Annotated in this window: 18 protein-coding genes and 1 tRNA gene; 11 read left to right on the forward strand and 8 right to left on the reverse strand. The window is 41.3% G+C overall.

The genetic code is table 11. The features are described 5' to 3' along the window. The 4 genes from POV26_RS13545 to POV26_RS13560 form a co-directional block, all read right to left on the reverse strand. On the reverse strand, positions 1-1,161 hold the full coding sequence (locus POV26_RS13545) for an efflux RND transporter periplasmic adaptor subunit (protein ID WP_272857002.1): 1,161 nt from the start codon (positions 1,159-1,161) through the stop codon (positions 1-3). A gap of 158 nt (positions 1,162-1,319) precedes the next feature. After that, a complete protein-coding gene (locus POV26_RS13550; protein WP_272857003.1) occupies positions 1,320-1,691 on the reverse strand; it encodes a four helix bundle protein in 372 nt (123 codons plus the stop codon). 86 nt (positions 1,692-1,777) lie between these two features. Beyond that, a complete protein-coding gene (locus POV26_RS13555) occupies positions 1,778-3,157 on the reverse strand; it encodes a TolC family protein (RefSeq protein WP_272857004.1) in 1,380 nt (459 codons plus the stop codon). Beyond that, positions 3,150-3,761 (reverse strand): TetR/AcrR family transcriptional regulator, encoded by a 612-nt coding sequence (locus POV26_RS13560; protein WP_272857005.1) that lies wholly within the window; start codon positions 3,759-3,761, stop codon positions 3,150-3,152. The genes POV26_RS13555 and POV26_RS13560 overlap by 8 nt, the downstream gene beginning before the upstream one ends. Before the next feature lie 156 nt (positions 3,762-3,917). On the opposite strand from POV26_RS13560, the gene POV26_RS13565 reads away from it, so the two are divergent. Next, a complete protein-coding gene (locus POV26_RS13565) occupies positions 3,918-4,892 on the forward strand; it encodes a polyprenyl synthetase family protein (protein ID WP_272857006.1) in 975 nt (324 codons plus the stop codon). On the opposite strand, the gene POV26_RS13570 is transcribed toward POV26_RS13565, so the two are convergent. Continuing rightward, positions 4,889-5,422: an alpha-ketoglutarate decarboxylase gene (locus tag POV26_RS13570; RefSeq protein ID WP_272857007.1), complete on the reverse strand. Its 534-nt coding sequence runs from the start codon at positions 5,420-5,422 to the stop codon at positions 4,889-4,891. The genes POV26_RS13565 and POV26_RS13570 overlap by 4 nt on opposite strands. Positions 5,423-5,535: 113 nt before the next feature. Here POV26_RS13570 and POV26_RS13575 point away from each other — a divergent pair, with 113 nt between their 5' ends. The 3 genes from POV26_RS13575 (at position 5,536) to odhB (ending at position 10,030) form a co-directional block, all read left to right on the forward strand. Then, on the forward strand, positions 5,536-8,307 hold the full coding sequence (locus tag POV26_RS13575; RefSeq protein WP_272857008.1) for a 2-oxoglutarate dehydrogenase E1 component: 2,772 nt from the start codon (positions 5,536-5,538) through the stop codon (positions 8,305-8,307). A gap of 209 nt (positions 8,308-8,516) precedes the next feature. Beyond that, positions 8,517-8,606, forward strand: coding sequence for a hypothetical protein (locus POV26_RS15400; protein ID WP_419180020.1), 90 nt, complete (start codon positions 8,517-8,519; stop codon positions 8,604-8,606). Positions 8,607-8,737: 131 nt separating this feature from the next. Beyond that, positions 8,738-10,030, forward strand: a complete 1,293-nt coding sequence (gene odhB, locus POV26_RS13580; protein WP_272857009.1) for a 2-oxoglutarate dehydrogenase complex dihydrolipoyllysine-residue succinyltransferase — start codon at positions 8,738-8,740, stop codon at positions 10,028-10,030. A 279-nt stretch (positions 10,031-10,309) separates the two neighbouring features. On the opposite strand, the gene POV26_RS13585 is transcribed toward odhB, so the two are convergent. The 3 genes from POV26_RS13585 to POV26_RS13595 all read right to left on the reverse strand — a co-directional run bounded on the left by POV26_RS13585 (position 10,310) and on the right by POV26_RS13595 (position 13,460). Continuing rightward, a complete protein-coding gene (locus POV26_RS13585) occupies positions 10,310-10,948 on the reverse strand; it encodes a response regulator (RefSeq protein WP_272857010.1) in 639 nt (212 codons plus the stop codon). Next, a complete protein-coding gene (locus tag POV26_RS13590) occupies positions 10,945-12,954 on the reverse strand; it encodes an ATP-binding protein (protein WP_272857011.1) in 2,010 nt (669 codons plus the stop codon). The genes POV26_RS13585 and POV26_RS13590 overlap by 4 nt, the downstream gene beginning before the upstream one ends. 71 nt (positions 12,955-13,025) lie before the next feature. Next, a complete protein-coding gene (locus POV26_RS13595; RefSeq protein ID WP_272857012.1) occupies positions 13,026-13,460 on the reverse strand; it encodes an aspartyl protease family protein in 435 nt (144 codons plus the stop codon). Positions 13,461-13,508: 48 nt separating this feature from the next. Between POV26_RS13595 and POV26_RS13600 the strand changes: the two genes are divergently transcribed. From POV26_RS13600 to POV26_RS13630, 7 genes are all read left to right on the forward strand, one after another. Beyond that, positions 13,509-14,273 carry a TatD family hydrolase gene (locus tag POV26_RS13600; protein WP_272857013.1) on the forward strand — a complete coding sequence of 255 codons (765 nt, stop codon included), beginning with the start codon at positions 13,509-13,511 and terminating at the stop codon, positions 14,271-14,273. Between the two features lie 110 nt (positions 14,274-14,383). Then, positions 14,384-15,412 (forward strand): asparaginase, encoded by a 1,029-nt coding sequence (locus POV26_RS13605; protein WP_272857014.1) that lies wholly within the window; start codon positions 14,384-14,386, stop codon positions 15,410-15,412. An 81-nt stretch (positions 15,413-15,493) separates the two neighbouring features. Then, positions 15,494-15,581: transfer RNA gene (locus POV26_RS13610), tRNA-Ser, on the forward strand. Between the two features lie 120 nt (positions 15,582-15,701). Next, positions 15,702-16,511 (forward strand): MotA/TolQ/ExbB proton channel family protein, encoded by an 810-nt coding sequence (locus POV26_RS13615; RefSeq protein ID WP_272857015.1) that lies wholly within the window; start codon positions 15,702-15,704, stop codon positions 16,509-16,511. A gap of 12 nt (positions 16,512-16,523) precedes the next feature. Beyond that, entirely contained in the window at positions 16,524-16,949 is a 426-nt protein-coding gene (locus tag POV26_RS13620) for a hypothetical protein (protein ID WP_272857016.1), read from the forward strand. Next, positions 16,949-17,578: an ExbD/TolR family protein gene (locus tag POV26_RS13625; RefSeq protein ID WP_272857017.1), complete on the forward strand. Its 630-nt coding sequence runs from the start codon at positions 16,949-16,951 to the stop codon at positions 17,576-17,578. Before POV26_RS13620 ends, POV26_RS13625 begins: the two co-directional genes overlap by 1 nt. Positions 17,579-17,588: 10 nt before the next feature. After that, entirely contained in the window at positions 17,589-18,062 is a 474-nt protein-coding gene (locus POV26_RS13630) for an ExbD/TolR family protein (RefSeq protein ID WP_272857018.1), read from the forward strand. Positions 18,063-18,138: the final 76 nt, after the last annotated feature.

The following is an 18,138-nucleotide window of genomic DNA, read 5'->3' on the forward strand; positions in this document are numbered from 1 at the left end:
TTAGTTTTTGATGGTTACTTTCTGTCCGTCACGAAGGGTTTTTGCGCCTTCCTTAATTATGGTATCGCCTTTTTTGAGGCCAGATTTTACCTCGGTGTGGTTTTGGTAGGAAAGCCCGGTTTCAAGCAGCACGCGTTTGGCAATCCCAACGGAATCGTTTACGGGGTGGTAGATATAGGCAATCGTTTCGCCGGCGGCATTTTCCTGCAATACATTTTCAGGAACGGTAATGGCTCCTTCCGCGCTGTAATCGTTCACTTTTACGGTGGCGATAAGGTTTGGTTTTACCAGTCCATCTTTATTGGGAATTTCAACCTGAATGTCAAAACTTCTGTTGTTCGGGTTGATGTAGTTGCTCACTTGGCGAACCTTTCCGGTGAATTCTTCATTGATGGAAGCTAATTTCACCTTTACCTGTGTACCCTTGGTAATGTTTTTAAGATAGGTTTCAGGAATGGAGGCCTTTACGTACATATTGCTCAAATTCACCAAACGGATGATTGGGGTTTGTCCGGGAACCACCACTTGGCCTGGGTCTGAAATAATCTCATCCACAACGCCGCTAAAGGGTGCGGTGATAACGGTTTTGGCCAATTGGGCGCGCAATTGATTGGTAACGTTTTTAGCAGATTCATAATTGGTCTTGGCCTGTAAATATTGTATTTCGGAACCAATTTTTTGTTCCCACAACCTTTGCTGACGCTCAAAAGTGGTCTGCGCCAAAGCCATTTGGGCTTCTTGTTGCGCTACCTGGCTGGAAAGGCCGCCATCGTCTATTTTTGCAAGGCGCTGCCCTTTGGAAACGCGTTGCCCTTCCTTCACATACACATTGGTAAGTACACCGGAATATTCCGCATTTAAAACTACGTTTTGGTCTGTTTCCACATTGCCCTGCACTTCAACATAATGTTTAAAAAGGGTGTCTTTAATAACCTCAGCGGTAATTAAAGCTGGTCTTTCTTTCTTTTCGTTTTCGTCTATGTAGGCGTTCAGTTTATCTATTTCGGCCTTAAGTTCGCGCTGTTGTTTGTTCAGTTCGGCACGCTTGGCTTTTACCGCCGCCATGTCCTTCGAATCAATAACCGCATCAACAGATTTGTTGTCACCTCCGCAGGAAGCGAGCGTGATGATTGTTATTAGTAGTAGAAATGATTTTTTCATTGTTGATTTATTTTTAGAAAGTCGATTAGTTGAAAGTTTATAAGTTTAAGTGTTTATGAGTTTAAATGTTTAAAAGTTATTGTGTGAAAAAGTTTATTGCTTTGATTTATACTATGAATTTGAATCTTTTTTGTGCAATTTCATAAACTCTTGATCTTTTAAACTTCTTTATTCTTGATTTGGGTTTTATATAGTCCGTTTAACATTGCGGCTATTTCTGAAATATTTTCCCGAATCTCGCTATATAATTCGTCAGACAGAAGTTCCAAATCATTTGCAAGAATGGATTGATTCAAAAGTTCTAAGGCAGAACTATGGGCTATTTCAGTAAATCGAGCTTTATCCTTAAAAGAATGTCTTCCAGTTCCTTCAGCTATATTAGAGGAAATAGAAATTGCAGCGCGTCTCATTTGACTTGTTATACCAAATTTTTCTTCCGAAGGAAAATCTTTGGTGCTTTTGTAAATTTTTATGGAAAGCTGCCGTGCTTTCTGCCAAACATTTAATTTTTCAAACGAAAATATTCTCATAATTTTTGTTTTAATGTATAAATTTTTACAGTCTAATTTCTTTGGGTAAGCACTGTTCAATAAACTTTTAAACTCATAAACTTTTTTCAGTATTTCCCTTTAATTTCTTCATAATTCATCCGTAACTGCGGAATGTTCAGAACCGTTTCAAGATTCGCTTTTTCATTGATTAGCGTAAGCATGGATTGAAAATATTGTTGCTGTGCCATATATAATTGAGTTTGGGCCTGGCGCAAGTCAAAACTGGTTGAAAGGCCTTCCGTGAATTTCACTTGGTTTTTACCTTCAATACGCTCGGCCAGCGCAAGGTTTTTCTTTGAGTTTTCATAATTCTCAATAGCGAATTGGTAATTGCTTTGCGCAGTTGTCAAGTCAAGTTTTATTTGTTGTTTGGTTTGCTCAAGTTCTGTCTTAGCTTGGTCCAATGCTATTTTGGTGCGTTGGCTGGCGGCGCTTCGCATGCCACTGCTGAAAATGGGAATATTCAGACTGACCCCCAAAACAGAGGACTGATACCATTTTTGGTCACCGTTAAAAAAACTGAAATCATCACTGTTTGCTGAAGTTCCATAATTCACAAAAGCCGAAAGTCTTGGGAGGAACTTGCTTTTTTCAAGCCTGTTTTCAAAATAGCGCTGTTCCGTAAGGTTAAAGGCAATTTTATAATCTACGTTTTCTTCAATTTTTAGGGATGAATCCAACAGCGAAAGACTTATGTTTTGATTGGCCAATTGGTCCAAATCATCGGTCAGGGTTACCGGGGCTTCCACGTCGATTCCCAAAGCAAGATTGAACATTTGCTTGGCGATGGCTTGGCTTCTGCGGGCATTGTTGAGTTGGGTTTCAATGTCCAAAAGGGTTATTTCCAGTTGCTCAACGCTTTCTTCCTCTGTTAAACCATTCTCATAGATTTTTCGGGTTTCGTTGAGGTTTTCTTCAAGATTGGTCTTGTTTTTTTCAAAAATGTCCACCAGTTCCTGCGCCAGCAAAACACTTCCGTAGGCGTTGATTACACCTTTCCGCACTTCCAAACGTGTTTTCTCGTTGGCATTTTCAGAATATCTTAAAAACGCCTTTGCGGCTTTTAAACCTACCAGATAGCTTCCATCAAAAATTAGCTGGTTTAAGGTAGCCACGGCGTTCGCATTTTGCTTGGTTCCAAAGGTTATGGGAACAAAGGTGCCGGGCTCGCCGCCACTAAATTCGCCTGGAATAAGGGTTACGGGCTGTTTTAGATTGTTTTGGTAACTGATATTGCCATCTATCTGCGGAAGGCCCTGCGCGGTGGTTTCCCACTTTTGCTTGATGGCTTTGGCAATATCGCGTTGCGCGTTTATGGAGGTGTAATTGCTGTCCAAAGCAAAGGTTACGGCCTCTTCCAAACTGAACGTATAATTTTTCTGCTGCTGCGAAAAACCTAAAGTAGCGCACAATAGCAAACTGAAGATTAAAAGTTTTTTAGTCATTGGTTTGATGCTCTTTGATGAATTTTTTTAGTGTGAGAAAACCTTCGGATGTTACAATTCCTCTCAGGTGATATTCAAGATATTCCTCGGTTACGAATTTTGCAGGAAACTTATCTTTGGGAAACAGGTTTTGGTCCTTGATGCCGTGGATGCCCAAAAAATACAGGCGGGCAACAAAATCTGGATCCAAATTGCTTCGGTATAGCCCTTGCTCAATGCCTTTCTTCATGTTTTTTCGGGTACACTCCATCATTTTCTCAAAATGGTTTTGATGTAGTTTCTGGCTTATTTCAGGATAATATTTCTGAAGTTGGTACTGTGGCGAGGATTGGTCATTTTCAAGTTTGCGCAGGATGAATTTCTTAATTTCAAATAATTCCTCAATGGGGTTTTGGTCCAAGGCGCAAATTTCGTCTATGCCGCTGGTAATGCTATCCATAACACAAAAGGTGCATTCCTTTACCAAAGCGGTTTTATTTTTAAAATGCGTATAAATGGTTTTTTTTGAAATGGCCATTTCATTGGCGATATCGTCCATGGTAACGCTCTTAAAACCAAGTTTTAAGAAGAGGTCGGTGGCTTTTTGGATAATCTTTTCTCTCATAACAGGGGGCAAAGATAGGTTGCGGAAACTTTTAAAACAAAAATAGTTTCCTTAGTTTTATTTTATTTAACAGAAGCTTAACAGCTATGCTATTTTGACACATTAATTGTGGCCTTTTGCTTAGCTTGTTTTACTTTAGCCGAAATTTTTTGAAGGATGGAGGTTTTAAAGAAATACAATTCAGAATTGCAGCAGCATCTTGAAAACGCCGTTGCCCAAAAGGAGCCGCACCAACTCTACGACCCTATAAAATATATTCTTTCGTTGGGGGGCAAGCGCATTCGGCCGGCATTGACGTTGATGGTTTGCGATTTTTTCGGAACCGATTTCAAAAAGGCAATGAGCGCTGCCCTGGCAGTAGAGCTGTTTCATAATTTTTCGCTCATCCACGACGATATTATGGATAATGCGCCACTGCGCCGCGGCAAAAGGACCGTCCATGAGAAATGGGATGTAAACACCGCAATTCTTTCGGGTGATGCGATGCTTATTTTGGCATATCGTTTCTTTGAAAACTACGAACCCAAAATGTTTCACGAATTGGCGAAGCTTTTCAGCGAAACGGCCCTGCAAGTTTGCGAAGGGCAGCAACTGGACATGGATTTTGAAACCCGGGATGATGTAACCCTTGTGGAATACATAAAAATGATAGACCACAAAACCGCAGTCCTTTTGGGAGCGGCGATGAAAATGGGCGCTATCGTTGCCGAAGTTTCCGAAAGCGATAAAGACAAAATTTATCAATTCGGAAGAAATTTGGGTATTGCCTTTCAATTGCAGGACGATTATCTGGATGTTTTCGGCAATCCCGAAACCTTCGGAAAACAGGTGGGCGGCGATATTATTTCAAATAAAAAAACCTTTCTGTATTTAATGGCGGTGGGCGAGGGCACTTCGGCCCAAGCGGAGGAACTGGAGCATCTTTTCACCATAAATCCAAAAGACCCTGCCGATAAGATTGCTACGGTTAAGGAAATATTTTCAAGCTCTGGTGCAGCCGAAGCTACGCAGGCAGAAATAGAAAAATTCAGTCATTTGGCGTACTCGCTTTTGGATGAAATAGATATTTCTGAGGAGAAAAAGAAACTGCTCCGCAAATTCGGGAAGGATTTGATGGAGCGCGACGTTTAAAAATACACCCGCACGAAAGGGGCAAAGGCACTTGCGTAAATACTTTCATCCGCATCAAAAAGCACATCGTAACGGATGCCAATTGTAAAATTATTGCTATGGAAACCGACGCCCAGAAATAAGGCCGGATACCAATAGTTCCGCGTTTTGTCGGGGCTTCCCAAGTATTTATACTTTCGGGTTACATGCAATTCCTCAAATTCTGCCGAAAGCTGTATTTCCGGTATCACGTTGTAAAGTGCCAGCACACTTCCGCCCAGAATGGTCGCGTTGGTATCGTTTTTTAGGCTTGCATACGTTCCGTTTAGCGCCACTCCGGCCGCAAACTGGTCGTTAAACTGATAAATGGCACTGGGCGCAAGGGTTCCGCTGAAAAAACCATCGCCAAAACTAAGGCCGATTCCTCCACCAAAACGCACGTGCTGCCAGAATTCATTTTTATTGTCTTGACTGAACGATTTAGTAACGCCAAGAAGAAACAGTGCTATAAAAAATAATTTGCCAACACACCTAAATTCAGTCTTTTTCATTATGAATACTTTAAGATTTTCCGCCTATAAATATATAGAATCAGGCGGAGTAGTTTGCGTAATTGTTGTATTTTTGTACCGTTTTATCAAAATGACCCATTTGTACATTTATCATGGATAAATTTTCCTTCTTAAACGCGATGCATCCCTCCCAAATCGCGGAACTTTACGAAAAATATTTACAATACCCCGATAGCGTTGAGCCAAGTTGGCGTGCTTTTTTCCAAGGTTTTGACTTTGGTTCGGAGAATAGTGCACAGGAATTCTTTGGCACCGCCGAGCCTGTGGAAACCCAAGATTACGACGTGGGCGCTATCTGCGCAGATGTTATAAAGGAGTTTCAGGTTATAAAATTAATCGATGGTTACAGGACGCGCGGGCACCTTTTTACCAAAACCAATCCCGTACGGGACCGCCGGAAATATACACCAACCTTGGCAATCGAGAATTTTGGCCTTTCACAGCACGATCTTAAGGCTACTTTTAAGGCCGGGGAAATTATTGGTATTGGCGAGGCTACCCTTGAAGAAATCATAAAACACCTTGAGAGCATTTATTGCGATTCCATCGGGATTGAATATATGTACATTCGCAGGCCGGAAGAAATCCAGTGGATTCAACAAAAGTTGAACGTTAATGATAATCAGCCCAGTTTCTCCAACGAACATAAAAAGCATATTCTTAAAAAACTCAATGAGGCTGTGGCTTTCGAGAGTTTTCTTCATACGAAATACGTAGGTCAAAAACGGTTTTCACTGGAAGGAGGCGAAAGTTTGATTCCCGCCTTGGATACCTTAATTGAAAATGCTGCCGAAAAAGGCGTGGAGGAATTTGTAATGGGAATGGCCCACCGCGGCCGATTGAGCACGTTGACAAATATCTTCGGAAAAAGTGCCAAGGACATTTTCAGCGAGTTTGACGGAAAGGATTATGCGCAGGATATTTTTGATGGCGACGTAAAATATCACTTGGGCTGGACTTCAAAGCGCAAAACCGAATCTGGCAAAGAAATAAATCTTAATATAGCTCCCAACCCTTCACATTTGGAAACCGTGGGCGCCGTGGTACAGGGAATAGCCCGTGCCAAACAGGACGACCATCACAAGGACAATCCAAATAAAGTCTTGCCAATAATTGTTCACGGCGACGCGGCCATTGCCGGACAGGGCATTGTGTATGAAATTGTGCAAATGGCACAGCTGGACGGATATAAAACAGAAGGCACGATTCACATAGTAGTCAACAACCAAATAGGTTTTACTACGAATTATTTGGATGCGCGCTCCTCAATTTACTGTACCGATGTTGGCAAGGTAACGCTTTCGCCCATCCTGCACGTAAATGCGGATGATGTAGAGGCAGTGGTACATGCAATGAATTTTGCGTTGGATTTCAGAATGGAATTTGGCCGTGATGTTTTTATCGATTTGTTGGGCTATAGAAAATATGGACACAATGAAGGTGACGAACCGCGTTTTACGCAGCCCAAACTTTATAAGGCTATAGCCAAACACGACAATCCCCGTGATATTTATGCCAAAAAACTGATTGAGGAAGGAGTTATTGATAAGGGCTATGCCGATAAACTGGAACAGGAATACAAAGATAAGCTCGAAGAAAATCTTGAGGATTCCAGAAAAGAGGACAAAACCACAATTACCGCATTTATGCATGACGAGTGGGAAGGCTACGATTATGCCGAGGAGGATAAAATGATGGAAGCGGTTGATACCACTTTCGATTTGAAAAAGTTGGATGAAATTGCCGAAGTAATAACCAAGTTGCCTGAGGATAAAAAATTCCTTAAGAAAATTGCCAAGCTTGTTGAAGCAAGACACACTATGTATTTTGAGGACAACAAACTGGATTGGGCCATGGGCGAATTGCTTGCTTACGGATCACTTTTAAAGGAAGGCCACGACGTGCGTATGAGCGGGCAGGACGTGGAGCGCGGAACGTTTTCGCATCGTCATGCCGTTATTAAAGTTGAGGACAGTGAAGAAGAAGTGGTGCTTTTAAATCATTTAAAGGGAGATCAAGGCGATTTCTATATATACAACTCATTGCTTTCAGAGTATGGGGTTGTTGGTTTTGACTATGGGTATGCTATGGCGAGCCCGCGAAGTTTAACCCTGTGGGAAGCGCAGTTTGGCGATTTCAGCAATGGGGCGCAAATTATGATAGATCAATACATTTCGGCCGCCGAAGACAAATGGAAGCTGCAGAATGGTTTGGTGATGCTTTTGCCCCACGGTTATGAAGGCCAGGGCGCGGAGCATTCATCGGCGAGAATGGAGCGTTATCTGCAACTTTGTGCAACAGACAATATGTTTGTGGCGGATGTGACTACGCCAGCCAACCTTTTTCACCTTTTCAGAAGACAATTAAAGGTAAATTATCGCAAACCGTTGATCGTATTTACGCCCAAGAGTTTGCTGCGCCACCCAAAAGTGGTTTCCACTAAAGAAGAATTTGCTAACGGAAGTTTCCAAATGTTGATTGACGATGCCGAGGCAAAAGTTGCAAAAGTGAAAACATTGGTATTCCTTACCGGTAAATTCTATTACGATTTGCTGGAAAAAAGGGAAGAATTGAAAAGGGATGACGTTGCATTGGTGCGTATAGAGCAGTTGTTTCCATTGCCAACGGATGAAATGAAAAAGATTCTAAAGAAATATAAAAACGCCGATGATGTGGTGTGGGCACAGGAAGAACCAAGAAATATGGGCGCCTATTCGCATATCTTAATGCACTTTGAAGAAGCGAGAAACTTTAGGGTTTGCAGCAGAAAAATGTACGCGGCACCGGCAGCGGGCAGTACAGTTAGGTCAAAAGCAAGACACGCCAAGGTAATTGAAAACGTGTTTGACAAAGATATGGAGTAGGGACGCACGGCCGTACGTTTCCACGTGTTTTTGAAATGTTGTGATGTAACTGAAAATGATGGATTATTTTATTATTTTCATACTGTGAAATTGCAGTAAATTCAGAATAAGATTTAAGAAGTCCGCGGCTAAAGATTGATGTTCGATTTTGACCTTGCGGAATATATGGCGAGGAAACAAGGGTTTTAAAGCAAGCGGTCCGCAGGAATATGGAATGGTTTCCGAAGGATTTTATGTTTGAATTTGCTAAAAATGAGTTTGAAAACTTGAGGCCACAGATTGCAACCTCAAGTATTTGATACAAAAGGGATAAAACGATAAAGAGCAATCTGAAAGAAAGTGAATAGAATACAAATAAGTAGATTTATAAAAATCTGAAGAATAAAGAATAAAGAATAGCACCCTCCAGGTTGCAATAAACAATAAGATTATGGCATTAGAAATGAAAGTTCCCTCCCCGGGAGAATCCATCACCGAAGTTGAAATAGCATCTTGGCTAGTAAAGGATGGTGATTACGTTGAAAAAGATCAAGCAATCGCCGAAGTGGATAGCGACAAAGCTACGCTCGAACTTCCGGCGGAAGCCAGCGGCATCATTACCCTAAAAGCTGAGGAAGGCGATGTGGTAGGCGTAGGCGAAGTAGTTTGCTTGATAGATACCGACGCCAAAAAACCGGGCGGTGATGATGCGTCCGACAAAAAGGAAACTTCCAAAAAATCCGAATCCGAGGATACGGAAAAGAAGGAAAAGGCTACAAAAGAAGCCACTACCGATAAAGGGGAAGCTAAAAAACAAACGCCGTCAAAATCGTCAACTCCCAACCAAGAGCAGGATAAGAAAACATACGCCACAGGTTCGCCTTCCCCTGCGGCAAAGAAAATTCTTGATGAAAAGGGAATGTCTTCAAAAGATGTGAAAGGAACTGGCCGTGATGGAAGAATCACAAAAGAAGATGCGGTAAGCGCAACCCCTTCCATGGGAACTCCTGGAAGCGGCAGCCGCGGAAGCGAGCGTAAAAGGCTCTCCATGCTTCGCCGAAGAGTCGCGGAACGTTTGGTTTCCGCAAAAAATGAAACTGCCATGCTCACTACTTTTAACGAAGTGGATATGTCTGCGATTTTTGAACTGCGAAGCCAGTACAAAGAACAGTTCAAAGAAAAACACGGCGTAGGGCTTGGGTTTATGTCGTTTTTTACCTTGGCGGTAGTCCGTGCACTGGAACTTTACCCAGAAGTAAACTCCATGATTGATGGCGATTATATGATAACCTATGACTTTAAGGATATTTCAATTGCCGTTTCAGGACCGAAAGGTTTAATGGTTCCCGTAATTAGAAACGCCGAAAACCTAAGTTTTAGAGGTGTGGAAAACGAAGTGAAGCGACTTGCAATTAGAGCGCGCGATGGTGAGATTACCGTAGATGAAATGACTGGAGGCACATTTACAATCTCTAACGGCGGCGTTTTTGGCAGCATGCTTTCAACGCCCATTATAAACCCTCCCCAATCCGCAATTTTGGGAATGCACAATATTGTGGAGCGCGCCATTGTTCGCGATGGCGGGATTGTGGTAGCCCCGGTAATGTACGTAGCACTTTCGTACGACCACAGAATAATTGACGGCCGTGAATCTGTTGGCTTTTTGGTTGCGATAAAAGAAGCCTTGGAAAGTCCTGAGGAACTTTTAATGGACAATGATGTTAAAAAGGCTTTGGAGCTATAGCCGATAATTAGAAAATAAAAAATCCGGCCTGTGAGCCGGATTTTTTTGGTTAGTTAGGAAACATCTTCTCAGCTAAAAAATAAGGTATTGATCAAATTTAGTAAAAGAACCAATACAACCGAAACAGTTATTACTATAACTCCTAATTTGGTAGAAGTTGTAGTAGCAGAGTAATTCTTTTCTTTTTCTTCTATATAAACTGTTTCTTTCATATTGTAAATATCCATATTTATGTGGAATTATGAAATACGTGGTAACACGTAAATTTCTGAAAAGCAACTATAACAGTTTTTCATGATGCTCTTTCGCCCAAATGAGGAGACTGTTTGTTTTGGGCTCTATGTTGAGTTTGGTAATGATGTTGCTTCGGTGTTTTTCTACTGTTCTGTATGAAATGAAAAGTTGTGAGGCGATTTCTTTGTTGGTCTTGTCTTGTGCAATTAATTTTAAGATCTTTTTTTCAGAAGGGGTAAGTGAGTTCAGTTCTCCATCATCCACAAAAACAACACCTATTAGTTCTTTTATTTTATCACTAAAAAAAGGAACGCCCTCGGTAACGGTTTTAATACAGTTCTCGATCTCTTCAAGGGCAAATTCTTTCAGGATGTATCCAAAAATGTTGAGCTCCTGTGCTTTTTGATAGAGATCCTTTTCTTTGTGAAGCGTTATCAAAACAATTTTGGTGTCTAAATCGAGACCCTTGCATTGTTGTGCAATTTCGAGCCCAGACATATAGGGCATCTGAATGTCCAGTATTGCGATGTCTGGGTTTTTTTTGGTGATGAGGTTATATGCCTCTCTCCCATCTTTGCCACTTCCCAACAGGTTGTAGCCTTTTTCTATCAAAAAGTCGCTGAGCCCTTTTAATAGCAATGGATGATCGTCTGCAATAATGATGGATGGTGTAGTTTTGCTCATAACGGAAATTGAAATTCCAGCACAGTGCCGGTGTCTTTTTTAGAGGTTACTTTCATTTGGCCTTTTAAAAACTTGGTCCGTTCCAAAAGGGTCTTCAATCCCAATGATTTTACATCTTGGTATTTTTCTGCAAAGTCAAAGCCCACGCCATTGTCACGTATGGAGATAAGGATGTTGTTGGTGAATTTTTTCACGGAAACCTTTCCCGCTTCGGCGTTTGCGTGTTTCAATATATTGCTGAGGCTTTCTTGGATAATCCGATAGATATTTACTTCGTCTTCTTTTGAGAAAATGTTATCAATATTATCTATTTCGGCTGAAATGAAAAGCGTCGTGTTTTCATCTATCATGTTTATGGTATATTCAATGGCCTTGGTAATGCCCAGTTCCTGAAGCTGAAAGGGGTGCAAGTCTCTAGAAATTGACCGAACTTCTTCTATGGTATGGTCCACCATTTTTTTTGTATCATCATCCCCGCTTGCCATCAGCTTGTTCTTGATGACCAACAATTGCTGCCCGATGCCGTCATGAAGGTCTTTTGATATTCTTCGGCGCTCGCCCTCTTGCGAAATGAGCAGTTCCTGGCTAAATTTTTCCTGAAGGATTTTATTGCTTCTTAAATGTCTTTGGTTGCGGAAAAGCAAGATAAGCCCAAAACTTAAAAGAACGGCAATGCCTCCAAAGAGCATCGCTTTTTTAAAACTTTCATTATCTTTTTCAAGAAGGCTGATGTTGGAGGATTTTTCAACCAGTTCCTTTTCCTTTTTTTCGGTTTCGTAGAGGGTTTGGTAGTAGGCAAGTGCGTTTGCGGTACTTCGGTTGTATATGGAGTCTTTGATTGCATTGGAGGCTTGGTTGTTTTCTACGCTTTTTTTATAATCTCCCATGTCAAAATAGAGCTCGGAAAGAAAAGAGTAGGAGCTCATAATTTCATCTTCAAGGCCTAAGTTCTTGGCTATGTCGAGTTTATTTTGCGCAAGTTTTAATGCTTCGTCATAGTTGCCCGTTGTTTGAAGATATTTAGCTTTTCCGCCCAAAAAGTTTAGTGCTGCTGAAGGATTTCCGGAGAGATCATACTCTAAATTCTCTATGAGTTCGAGATGTTTTTTTGCCTCAATAAGTTGGTTGTGCTCACAGTAGTATTCAATTAATCTTGAATGGATCCCAATAAAGGTGGATTGATCTGATTGGGTTTTGTCAAAAACCTTTTCGGCGGTGAGCAATGATTTGTATTCCAGATCGCGCTCTCCCATTTTTTTGTAGTCCAGGGCTTGATTGTAATATTCATTGGACAAAAATCTATTCAATCCCAATGCCTTCATCTTTTTGATAAGTGCATTGCGTTCCAATTTGGCTTTTTCATAAAAACCATTCATACTGAACATGCTTATGATGCCTTGTTGCGCATACACCATGTAGTCATATTCCTTTTTGTTTTCATAAATAGTGTACGCTTGGGTAAAATCCTCTCCCGCCAAAACAAACCTCCCCAAATTTGAATATGCCTGCCCTCTAAAAAGATAGGTGTCCGCAATGTTCAGGGAATCGTTTTTCGAGAAATTTTCGAGTGCCATATTATAGTCTTCAATGGCTTTTTTAAGATCTACCTTGGTATTGGCCTTCCCACGTTTAATATAAAGACCGCCCAGCAAGAGGCTGTCCTTTATTTTATACTTGCGCGCAAGTACGCTATTTATTATGGTTATTGCGTTCAGCGGATCGTTGGCGTAGTTGGTAAGCGGATATTGAAGGTTCATCGCCTTCCTGGCAGCCCCCTCAATACTGTCCATCTCCTGTGCCAGATTTATATATTGGATGCTGTATTTTATGAAAGCGTCGCTGTCGGTAAAAAATGTCCGGGACAATAGGCTGTCCAGTGCGGTTAATCTTTCCGTTTTGTTTTTGGCTGCGGCCAATTTTTTTTCATAATGTGGAATATCCTGACAATACCCCGAAGCCGGGGAAAATGCAATAATAAAAATGAGGATTACTATTTTTTTCAGCACAAATGAGAATTATTTCAGAGGAAGATAAAAGTACTTAAATTATTGTAAATAAACCATATCCGTAAGCCATTCTATTTTACATAGAAGCAATTTCTGCCATAATCGATCACGGCTCGGTGTTTCTTTAAAAAATCTGCGCCAATGATGCCATGCACGGGCCCTTCATTCACTTGCGACAGGGCTTCGTTTACATGTGATAGGTCAAAAAGCACAAAATCCATATTCCCGATGCTCCAGTTTTTAATGCTGAATTTATTTCCGCGGGAAAGCATGGTTTCCATATTTATGGCCCCAGCTCCCGCAGCCTTAATGATGCTTTCCTCGCTGATCAATAAAAAATGTGTGCTATCGGTAAAGCCCACACAGCTTGTGGAAGCGCCCGTGTCCAGTATAAAATCGCCCGCGACCCCGTTTATTTTTGCCGAAAAAAGATAGTGGTCCGTGGCGAGCTTTTTTAAGGGAATGCGATAAAAGCCTTGGCCTTCGAGAATTTTGCGTAACTGCATCAATTTTTTTGTGTAAAGATAGCAAACAAAATAAGTAGCTTTGCAACTATGTTGACCGATACACACACCCACCTATATAGCGAGGCTTTTGCCGAAGACCGCAACGAAATGATGCAGCGCGCTTTTGATGTTGGCATAAAACGCTTCTTTATCCCGGCCATAGATTGTAGCCATACGGAGGCAATGTATGCCTTGGAAAAGGAATATCCCCAAAATGTGTTTTTGATGATGGGCCTGCACCCAACCTCGGTAAAGGAAAATTTTGAGGAAGAGTTGGCGCACGTAGCGGAACAATTTAAAAAACGGAATTTCTTTGCCGTTGGCGAAATTGGGATAGACCTTTATTGGGATAAAACTACTTTGGGAATACAGAAAACTGCTTTCAAATGGCAAATTCAATTGGCGAAAAAGCACAAACTGCCCATCGTTATCCATTGCCGAGATGCCTTTGATGAAATTTTTGAAGTATTGGAAACCGAAAAAGGCGATGATCTCTTCGGAATTTTTCACTGCTTTACCGGAACTTTTGAACAGGCGCAACGTGCCATTTCCTATAATATGAAGCTCGGCATAGGCGGGGTGGTTACCTTCAAGAATGGAAAGATCGATACTTTCTTAAATCAAATTCCACTGAAACACATCGTTTTGGAGACCGATTCGCCCTATCTTGCCCCGGTACCCTTTCGCGGAAAGCGGAACGAGAGCAGCTATTTGGCATTGGTCTGTAAAAAACTTTCCGAAATCTATGGCGTTTCGGAAGCGGAGATTGCAAGGATTACTACGGAAAATTCGAAAGCGGTTTTTGAAATATAAATGTCAAAATAACAAGCAACAAATTCCAAAAGGATAATTTTGGCTTTGGAATGTACAAAATTTGGAATTTCAATTTTTGGAATTTTATTCAATATTAAGTAAGTATTAGTATGACAAAAACCCCCAACATCCTCCTTATATATACCGGCGGCACCATCGGGATGATCAAGGATTTTGAGACCGGCGCCCTGCGCAATTTCAATTTTGACGAATTGCTCAACCACATACCGGAGCTGAAACTTTTGGATTGCAACATTACAACCACCTCGTTCCAAAAACCAATCGATAGTTCCAATATGAACCCGAAGTACTGGGTGGACATTGCAACCATTATTGAAAACAATTATGAAAAGATGGACGGATTTGTGGTGCTTCACGGCAGCGACACCATGAGCTATACCGCTTCGGCATTGAGTTTTATGTTGGAAAACTTGGGCAAGCCGGTTGTTTTTACTGGGTCGCAGCTTCCCATCGGCGATCTGCGGACCGATGCAAAGGAAAATTTAATTACTTCCATCCAGATTGCGGCATTACAGGAAAAAGGAGTTTCAAAAATTGCTGAGGTCTGCCTTTATTTTGAATACAAACTGTACCGTGCCAATAGGACCACTAAAATTAATGCCGAGCACTTTGAAGCATTTGCCTCGCTCAATTATCCTGAACTCGTGCAGAGCGGGGTGCATTTGGTCGTGAACAACGAAGCGCTGTACCGGCCAAACAGAAGAAAAAAATTGAAAGTCCATAAAAGTTTGGAAAGCAATATCCTGTTGGTGAAAATGTTTCCGGGAATAGATGAGGCTACCATTAATCATCTTTTTGACTATCCCGAAATGAAGGGGTTGGTGCTGGAAACGTATGGATCGGGCAACGTTACCAATGCAGAATGGTTTATAAATTCACTTAAAAAAGTGATAAAAAGAGGTATCCCCGTCATCAACGTTACCCAATGCTCCGGCGGAAGTGTGAATATGGGCCTTTATGAAACCAGCACCGATCTAAAAAAAATAGGTGTTATAAGCGGAAAAGATTGTACCACGGAAGCTGCTTTGGCTAAATTAATGTATTTATTGGGCCAAAAAATTTCGGCTAACAGCTTCAAAACCATATTTGAAACCTCATTGCGGGGAGAAATGCAATAAATAAACCGCTTAAATTATTTTATGGCGTTGTTTTTTTTTTTGATATTTGGCACTCCATTCGAAAAAATGGCTGATAGTAATAGAGAGGTGGCCGAGTGGTCGAAGGCGCACGCCTGGAAAGTGTGTATACGCCACAAGCGTATCGAGGGTTCGAATCCCTTCCTCTCTGCAACAAACTTTTAGGATATTAACAAGCTCATTTTGAGTGTCCATTAATATTCTTGCAGATTAACTAAATTATTTTATATCTTTAAACCTTTAACTAAAAACAAACTTTAAGTCGATAGCAATGAAAAAATTATTTTCTATTCTGGCAGTTGCCGCAATCGTTTTTGTAGGCACGTTTAACGCGAACGCCGCAACAGCGCAAACCATGCCAACCAGTTCGCAAGCTCTAGTTACAGCAGCTACTTTCACTATTATTCAAGATGAGCCGGCTCCGGCCGCAGAACCCGAAAAAGGATTCCATCAAGAATTGAAAGAACGCTTTGTGGAAGGTGGTCCCGGATTTATGGGGATCGTATTACTTTGTTTAATTCTTGGATTGGCTATTGCTATTGAAAGAATTATCTTCCTTAACCTTTCTACTACCAATACACAAAAATTGGCTCAAGACGTGGAAGACGCCCTAAACAGCGGTGGTATTGATGCTGCCAAAGAAGTTTGCAGAAACACAAAAGGCCCTGTTGCCTCCATTTATTACCAAGGTTTGGATCGTGCCCACGAAGGTATTGACATTGCTGAAAAAGCTGTTGTTGCCTATGGTGGTGTACAAATGGGCCAACTTGAAAAGAACGTTTCCTGGATCTCCCTTTTCATCGCCCTGGCTCCGATGCTTGGTTTCATGGGTACGGTAATCGGGATGATTATCGCGTTCGATAAAATTCAGGCTGCTGGTGATATGAACCCATCATTGGTTGCGGGAGGTATTAAAGTGGCGCTTTTAACGACCGTATTTGGTTTGATCGTGGCTATTATCCTTCAGATTTTCTACAACTATATTATCGCTAAGATCGATAGTATCGTTAACAGTATGGAAGACGCTTCCATCACTTTGATCGATATGTTGTTCGACTACAAACAAAAAAACAAAATCTAAACAAACCACAAGATGGCATTACATAAAATTTTAAAAATAGTAGCGTTGCTTCTAGGCGTTGTGGGAGTTATTTTTCTCGCAATGATCATCGCCAAAGGTGATGAGGCCGTATCGGCAACCGGCGAAGGCGTTGATGGTTTCTTGTATGTTGCTTATATTACATTTGCTATTACAATTGTTTTTGTTCTATTCTTTGTATTAAAAGGAATATTTGCAGGAAATCTAAAAAACACACTAATCTCTGTTGGAGCATTCCTTCTTATTGTAGTAATTGCATACCTTTTGGCAGATGGAAACCCAATGCCAATGCAAGAAGGTGAAATGCTTTCCGCTAGCGGCTCTAAATGGGTCGGAACAGGATTGTACGCTTTTTATATATTAGCTATACTAGCGGTCGGCTCTATGGTTTTCAGCGGAATTAAAAAAGTAACAAAATAATGGCAAGAAGAGCAACACCCGAAGTAAACGCAGGGTCGATGGCCGACATCGCTTTCCTCTTGCTTATCTTTTTCTTGGTAACTACGACCATCGAGAAGGACAAGGGTATCGCGAGACAGTTGCCGCCCAAGGAGCCGCCTACAGACGAACAAGTAAAAATCAAGGAAAAAAACCTCTTTATCGTTAATGTTAACAGAAGCGATCAATTGCTTGTAGAGGAAAAACTGATGGAGCTTAAAGATCTGCGCCAAGCAGCAATTGCTTTTCTGGATAACGGGGGAGCACCGGCCGGAACTGCAGAGTATTGCGATTATTGCAAGGGTAAAAGAGATCCAGAATCTTCCGATAATCCCGATAAAGCGGTTATTTCCGTTCAGAATGATAGGCTTACTTCCTATAAAATGTACATCGCCGTACAGAATGAATTGGTGGCGGCATACAATTTTTTAAGAGATCGGGAATCGCAAAGACTTTATGGTTGGAAATTTACCGAAAAGACCAAAGACCTTGATGAAGGAAAGATAAAAGGCGAAGCAGCAAAAGAAGCATTACAGGAAAAACTGGAAACCATTCAAAAGTTATTTCCTCAAAAACTTTCCGAAGCAGAACCTAAAAAATCCGGACAATAATATTTAGAATATGTCAAAATTTAAAAAGAAAAAAGACGGCGGATTGCCAGCCATTTCTACAGCATCCCTTCCGGATATTGTATTTATGCTCCTGTTCTTCTTTATGGTTGTAACAGTACTGCGCGATGACAATCTGCTTGTTCAAAACAAATTGCCGAAGGCCGATCAAGTTGAGAAACTAAAGAAAGACCGATCTGTATATATTTACGCAGGAAAGCCAAGTTCCAGATATCAGGACAAATACGGCACCGAGCCTAAAATACAAATAGGCGATAAGTACACCGATCTTTCCAATATTAAGTTTGCATTGACCGAAGCCCGTCAAAAACTACTTCCTGAACTTCAGGACAAAGTGATGGTGGCCCTCAAGGTTGATGAAAAGACAAATACTGGAATGGTTACCGACATTAAACAGGAATTGCGCGATCTGAACATGTTAAAGATCATCTACATTACCACTCCTGGAAATGAAATAACGCAATAGCGCTATTAAACGCTGTTTTGAAAACGCCTTGTCCTGAGGTTTTTGGGATCAAGGCGTTTTTTTGTCTCTTTTATTC

The organism is Aequorivita todarodis (genome assembly GCF_028561335.1).
Lineage (GTDB): Bacteria > Bacteroidota > Bacteroidia > Flavobacteriales > Flavobacteriaceae > Aequorivita > Aequorivita todarodis.